Here is a 6,749-nt window from a genome sequence, read left to right on the forward strand (position 1 = left end):
GATATAGAATTTTTTTTTTATACTTATGAACTAGTAAGGAGGGATTTGAACCCCAAGGGGGCTTGTGCCGTTAAAAAAAGATGCTAAATGCATGTTTTTGGCACAAGGGGCGCAACTTTCAAGCAAGTCCGGCAGACACGCAGTGGATGCTCCTCCTTCTCCGCCATAATATTTTTTTGAAACTCAAGATTCTGTACGATAAAGAATCTTTTTTTATGTTCTCCCCCTATTCAAACTTATACTAACTATGTAAAATCTAAATTATTAAACTGTCCTTCTATAATTAATGTGATACCTCATCTCAGAAGATGGAACTCTCACATATTATTATTTATTCTCACTAAGTAATGATCAATTCAACACCTGAAAATGATATTTTTTTTTCTACTTAAAAACAAATTAATCAACGCAATCTATTTGTAATCTAACCTTAATTGACCCAATCACATTATAATTGTTTTGTAGCTAGGAGGTATCTTATGGGAGATAAAAAGATTATTGTACCAAAGGGTCATACAAAGCCCTCTATTACAACGACTATTCGTTTAAAACCAGAAATAATGAGTAAGATTGAAGAATATGCTAAAGTAACAAATAGACCTAAAAGTCAAATTATAAATATGTGTCTAATATATAGTATAGATAAAATTGAGATAGCTGATCCACAAATAGTTAATGAGATAGTAGTTTCGAACCCTTTATGTGAAGGTTTTAGTATTAGAATAAAGGAAGACATTATAAAAAAACTAGATATTATATCTAAAAAAGCTTACATATCTAAAAACCAAATAATAAATATTTGTCTTGAATATTCATTAAATGATATAAATATAAAAGAAAATAAATTTAACAAATAAGGAGCGGCTCTAACCCTGCTCCTCATTTTTTAGTAACTATAGGACGATAATTTTTCATCTAACTCTCTTTCTTTCCTCCAATAAGTACCTAGTAAGATTGCTGTATCAATTAGATAATCTGCATCTGTATTATCAAAATTACAATCTGACTTTTCTTTAATTTCTTTTGCAGTGTCGAATATAACCTCCAAACTAGTTAAAATCTCTGATTCCTTCATTTCCATACCCCTCTTTCATTTTTTTACATCAATATGCAATCTATTTGTAATTATAAATGAAATGTATGAAGAATATTGTCGTTTTTGGTGCTATACAAGTCTAAATCAGAAATATTTTATTATAAAGTTTTGCAATCCACTATCTAATACGGGTTGCTTTTACAGCGCATTTGCTCAGTATTCTATCTTCATTCGCTATGTATTCTAACGTGCCTTGCCAATGGTCGTTATCTATCAGTTCTCCATCAAATACTACATCCATTATTTTTAAATCTACTTCTAATAGAAATTTTTTACCATTATACTCAGTGTTTACAACTGGGTACTCATTTTCTAGTGTCAATCCTCCACCTATATGACTAAATGTATAACTACTGGGTTGTTTATATAAGTCTAGATTAGGTATACCTGTGGTACTATCGTGCTCGTAATTAATAATATCCATATAGTCTATTTTCCAATTACCAACTAGATAGGTACTTGATGCATTAAGTATTTGGGTAGTTACATTCTGTTTTTCCATTTTTTCATTTTGTGTTTTATTTGCATCTCTATTATTAGAAATACATCCTCTACCTGATAAAATTAGTATCATTGCCAATACAATCGACGCAATTACAATATATTTTTGATGATTTTTCATTGTAAATCCACTCCATAATATGATTACTACCATTTATATGTCCAATTATTATAAAAATGATTATTTTTCCGCAAGTGAAAACAGAATCTTTTACAATTACAAAACATCTCTAGAACTTTATAAAAAAAGAAGCTTTAAATTAATTAAAAGCTTCTTCTTCAAATATATTCATATCATATAAAATTAGTTGTTATTTTTTATTTTATCTACTAATTATTGCAGTACCTCCCATAAAAGGTACTAGCTTTTCTGGTACAATGACACTACCATCTTGTTGTTGATAATTTTCTAAGATTGCAGCTAATGTCCGCCCTACTGCAAGGCCTGAACCATTTAAAGTGTGTATAAAACGGGTCTTTTGTGTTGTTTTATCTCTAAATCTTATATTTGCCCTTCTAGCTTGATAATCTTCAAAATTTGAACAAGAACTAATTTCAACATATCTATTATAACTAGGCATCCACACCTCTATATCGTATGTCTTTGCTGAACTAAACCCTAAATCACCTGTACATAATTCAACTACTCTATATGGTATGTTTAATAGCTGAAGAATCTTCTCTCCATGACTTGTTAGTTTCTCTAATTCATTATACGAATCATCAGGGTGTGAGAATTTCACCATTTCAACTTTATCAAATTGATGATTCCTAATTAGCCCTCTTGTATCACGTCCAGCAGATCCAGCTTCTTTTCTAAAGCAAGGTGTATATGCTACGTAACTAATGGGCAGATCTTGTTCACTTAATATTTCTTCTCGATGATAATTGGTTACTGGAACTTCTGCTGTAGGTATTAAAAACAAGTCCTTGTCAGCAACTCTAAATGCATCATCTTCAAATTTAGGTAGTTGCCCTGTTCCTGTCATACTTTCCCTATTCACCATAAAAGGAGGCGAAATTTCTGTATAACCATTTTCAGTGCTGTGTACTGTCAACATAAAATTGATTATAGCTCTTTCTAACTGGGCTCCTTTTCCTTTGAATATACTAAATCTTGCACCAGTTATTTTAGCAGCTCTTTCAAAATCTAGTATATCTAAATCTGTCCCTAAGTCCCAGTGGGGTTTTATCTCGTAATCAAATACTTTTATTTGTCCCCATTTTCTTTTCTCTAAGTTATCATTTTCATTTTTCCCGACTATTACTTTAGAATTTGGGGTGTTGGGAATATTTAGTAATGCGCACTTTATACCCTCATCTACTTTTTTTAGTTCCTCATTTAATTCTTTTATTTCTTGGGAAAGACTTTTCATATCTTCTAGAAGTTGCGTGCAATCTTCACCTTGTTTTTTTAGTACGGGGATGTCTTTAGATACTTTATTTTGTGTTGCTTTCATCTCTTCAACCTTGATTAATAAGCCACGTCTTTTTTCATCTAAGTTAAGTATCGGTGAAAGTTCATATTGACCTTTTCTTTTTAACAATTCTATGACTTCTTCAGCATTATCCCTAATTCTTTTAATGTCTAACATACTAACAACTCTCCTATTGATTCACATCTAGTTTATTTAAAGTTTCTTCTAATTCCTTAATATATCTTCCATACTCTGCCCAATCACCTGATTGTTGTGCTTGTTGAGCCTGTTTAAACAATTCATTTGCTTTTATTATCAATGAATTACTATCTTCTACATTTATTGGAGGATTATTTGGATCAATTTGATCATCAGTTTCACTTTGATCTGGTTCTTCTTTTTCTGAGGTACCAAAGATTTTTTCTAGTGCTGTACTTAAATCATCTTCCATTACTATTCTATTATTATGTGATACAATGACCTTTTTTACTTCAGGTATGCTTCTCTCAGTACCACTAGCACCGATATATACGGGTTCTACATAGAGTATAGAGTTATTTATAGGTATAGTAAGCATATTACCTCTACTAACCTCAGATCCTTGTTGTCCTAATAATGTTAATTGTGGCGATATTAGTGTGTCTTGATCTATTCTTTGTTCTATTTGCATTGGACCATATGCGAGTGTTTGCTTTGGAAATTTATATACTACAATCTTTCCATAATCCTCACCATCGTTCATGGCGGCCATCCACCCAACCATATTATCTTTTTGTCTAGGGGTATATGGCACCATTAGTACGAATTGTTCTTCGTCACTATCAGGTTGTTTCATAATCAAATATGCAGACTCTACATTTTCGACTTCTTTATTTTGACCGTAAATTTGTGTAGCAACTTCCCATTGATCTTCCTTGTTATAAAATACTCTTGGATTAGTCATATGATAAGTTCTATATATATTTGATTGAATATCAAACATCTTCTGTGAATACCTTATGTGAGATCTAATACTTTCTGGCATTTCATCAATTGGAGTGAACATATCAGGATATATCTTATTATAAACATTTGTAATAGGTTCATTTTCATCTACTTGATAAAATGTTACGTCACCATTAAACGCATCTATAACTACTTTAACAGAGTTTCTAATGTAATTAAATGATTCATCTCTACTGTAAGGTTGTGAATATGGATATCTCTCGCTTATTGTAAATGCATCCATTATCCAATATAGTTTACCATCTGCAATAGTAATATACGGATCATCATCATAAGCTAAGAAAGGTGCAATAGTGTTTACTCTTTCTATTATGTTTCTTTTTATATGCATTTTACTGTCACTTGTAAGATCAGAAGATAGCATTATTTTAGGTTCTGCATGATACAACGCAAATGCTAATCTATTAAGCATATTCATCTGTATACCACCAGTTCCGTCATAATAATTTTCTGCATTATCACTACCTTCAGGATAATCAAATTCCATTGTCATACCATTTGTTATAGCATACGTGTCAGTAGATTCACCATAGTATATTCTGGGCTGTGTGACTTGTAATTCTTCAACATCAGTCTTAGGTGGTATGTCTTTAACGACTAATGCCGGTTGACCAGATTCGTTAACTGTATTTATTGGGGATACAGCTACTCCAAAACCATGGGTATACTTTAAATGAGTATTAATCCATGTTCTTGCATTCTCCTCTAGTTTAGTGTTATTCATTTCTCTAGCTGATATAAATACTTGAGTATATTCTCCATCTATATAGTACCTATCGATATCAACATCGTTAAATTCATAATATATTCTAAATCCTTGGATTGAATTGTACATATCTAATGTTGGCCTATAATCATTAATCGGAATGTTTTTTATAGTAAGTTCATTTTCTTCTATATCCTCAATGGTTATATTCTGATTAAAGTTAAATTCTTCTTCCACTACACTATCTATTCCATAAGCTAATTGCGTATGCTCGATATTCCTTACTAGATATTGTTCTTCCTTTAGAAATTGATTAGGTGTGACAATCAAATTATCTACACCAATAGTAACCAAACCACCTACTAAAGAAAAAACTACTAAAACTATTGGAGCTATTATAATCCTTTTTATCTTTTGTGTTAACCCACAAATTATTGCATATACGCCTAAGATGATGGATACCACCATGAGTATTCTATATAGTGGTAAAGTTACATTAACGTCAGTATAACTTGCGCCAAATGAAATTCCAGCGTTTGAATATAGCAAAGAAAATGTCCTTATATAATAGCTAAATGACATTAGTATGAAAAATATTCCTATAAAAACACCAATTAGTTTACCTTCAAGTGCTCCGAAATTTTTTATTAATTCATTAATATTAAGTTTTCCGTCTTGAATAAAATCTGCCCGGCTCGTATTTGATAAATATAAATAAGATGTGTAGATAATAGTACTTATAACAAGAATAAATAATACACTAATCAGCGTGCTATACACTTGCTCTAATAAAGGAAGTTTAAATATATAAAACGAGATGTCTTTATTAAATAATGGATCTGTTTGATTAAAACTACTTGAATTTAAAAATTCTAGTGCTCTATACCATAAGCTGTTAGTAGAAATGACAGTTATAAATATAGATAGAATTAAACTAATCATAAGAACAATTTTATTACTAGTTTTTTTAATAGTAGTGACTACTGATTTCTTTCTTATAACTTTTGTCAATTGATTAAAGTAAAGATATAATATGATAAAAAATACTAAAAATGATGGAATACCAATTTGTAGCTTTGTAATCAATTCTCTCATAAATACTTGCGTGAATCCTAATTCATCAAACCATATATAATTTATATAAAATTGATTCATTATTGTGAACAGAACTATCAATATCAAAACTACTGATATAATACTAAACGTAATTCTTTTAGATATACTTCCCTTATTCATTATTACCTCCGTTTTATATTGTTTATTATGTTAAATCAAATATGATACATTGATTAATTGCTGTAATGAGAACATCTACTCTTTACAATGAATGTTGCATTTAATACTTCTTTGATTAAATCTACTTGTACTTGATTTCTAAAATTATTTAATTTTGTATAGATTTCTCCTTGTTCTGTTACTGTATAATTTGGTTTCAAATTGTTTAGTGCAATTGCTTTAGTATCAAATCTACATCTTTTACATTTACATATTTCACCCATTTCGTCCCATAATCTGTCTAAAGTCTCATCTACTAGTATCTCCGTAAAATTTCTTAGATGGAGATTATCCTCATTTTCCATATTACCCCTCCTGGCTTTAAGAATTATATAGATCAGCTTTATAACAAATAATTATCCATATATCTATATTTTAACAGAATAAGTCTTTATAATCTAATACTTTATGCTGAATAGCTCCATATTAACATTAAATATGAATAATTTTTAGTAACCTACATATAATCAACATTGTTTAATAATTAATTCTTGTTATGTATTATAAATGTTCTTACAGTTTATCACAACATTATAATTATAATCATATCCCAACTAATTATATGTAATATCTTGTGAACGAGGAAGCATTGTTCTCAACGACAACTAAAAAAGATACTTCTAAATAAATAGAAGTATCTTTTTTAAATAAATCCGCAACGACCTACTCTCCCAGGGCGTCGCCACCCAAGTACCATCGGCGCTGGAGGACTTTACTGCTGTGTTCGGTATGGGAACAGGTGTAGCCC

Annotated in this window: 6 protein-coding genes and 1 rRNA gene; 1 reads left to right on the forward strand and 6 read right to left on the reverse strand. The window is 30.3% G+C overall.

Features of this window, described 5'->3' with window-relative positions; all coding sequences use genetic code 11:
- The first annotated feature begins 479 nt into the window (after window positions 1–479).
- Window positions 480–857, forward strand: a complete 378-nt coding sequence (locus GC105_RS16335; protein ID WP_152806974.1) for a ribbon-helix-helix domain-containing protein — start codon at window positions 480–482, stop codon at window positions 855–857.
- 29 nt (window positions 858–886) lie between these two features.
- On the opposite strand, the gene GC105_RS16340 is transcribed toward GC105_RS16335, so the two are convergent.
- From GC105_RS16340 to rrf, 6 genes are all read right to left on the reverse strand, one after another.
- Window positions 887–1,081, reverse strand: coding sequence for a hypothetical protein (locus GC105_RS16340; protein ID WP_207706996.1), 195 nt, complete (start codon window positions 1,079–1,081; stop codon window positions 887–889).
- A 133-nt stretch (window positions 1,082–1,214) separates the two neighbouring features.
- On the reverse strand, window positions 1,215–1,718 hold the full coding sequence (locus GC105_RS16345; protein ID WP_152806978.1) for a hypothetical protein: 504 nt from the start codon (window positions 1,716–1,718) through the stop codon (window positions 1,215–1,217).
- Window positions 1,719–1,920: 202 nt separating this feature from the next.
- Window positions 1,921–3,192 carry a serine--tRNA ligase gene (serS, locus tag GC105_RS16350; protein WP_152806980.1) on the reverse strand — a complete coding sequence of 424 codons (1,272 nt, stop codon included), beginning with the start codon at window positions 3,190–3,192 and terminating at the stop codon, window positions 1,921–1,923.
- A gap of 13 nt (window positions 3,193–3,205) precedes the next feature.
- Window positions 3,206–5,962 carry a UPF0182 family membrane protein gene (locus GC105_RS16355; protein ID WP_152806982.1) on the reverse strand — a complete coding sequence of 919 codons (2,757 nt, stop codon included), beginning with the start codon at window positions 5,960–5,962 and terminating at the stop codon, window positions 3,206–3,208.
- A 53-nt stretch (window positions 5,963–6,015) separates the two neighbouring features.
- Complete coding sequence (locus GC105_RS16360; RefSeq protein WP_152806984.1) at window positions 6,016–6,306, reverse strand: late competence development ComFB family protein; 291 nt, start codon at window positions 6,304–6,306, stop codon at window positions 6,016–6,018.
- Between the two features lie 345 nt (window positions 6,307–6,651).
- Window positions 6,652–6,749 (reverse strand): 5S ribosomal RNA (rrf, locus tag GC105_RS16365); the annotation flags it as partial.

The organism is Alkalibaculum sporogenes (assembly GCF_009362815.1).
In the GTDB taxonomy this organism is placed as follows: Bacteria; Bacillota; Clostridia; order Eubacteriales; family Alkalibacteraceae; genus Alkalibaculum_A; species Alkalibaculum_A sporogenes.

Excerpts from the sequence above, each read along its gene's own strand:
- GC105_RS16335 (WP_152806974.1), top strand. The coding sequence starts at position 480 with ATGGGAGATAAAAAGATTATTGTACCAAAGGGTCATACAAAGCCCTCT.
- GC105_RS16340 (WP_207706996.1), bottom strand. The coding sequence starts at position 1,081 with ATGGAAATGAAGGAATCAGAGATTTTAACTAGTTTGGAGGTTATATTC.
- GC105_RS16345 (WP_152806978.1), bottom strand. The coding sequence starts at position 1,718 with ATGAAAAATCATCAAAAATATATTGTAATTGCGTCGATTGTATTGGCA.
- serS (WP_152806980.1), bottom strand. The coding sequence starts at position 3,192 with ATGTTAGACATTAAAAGAATTAGGGATAATGCTGAAGAAGTCATAGAA.
- GC105_RS16355 (WP_152806982.1), bottom strand. The coding sequence starts at position 5,962 with ATGAATAAGGGAAGTATATCTAAAAGAATTACGTTTAGTATTATATCA.
- GC105_RS16360 (WP_152806984.1), bottom strand. The coding sequence starts at position 6,306 with ATGGAAAATGAGGATAATCTCCATCTAAGAAATTTTACGGAGATACTA.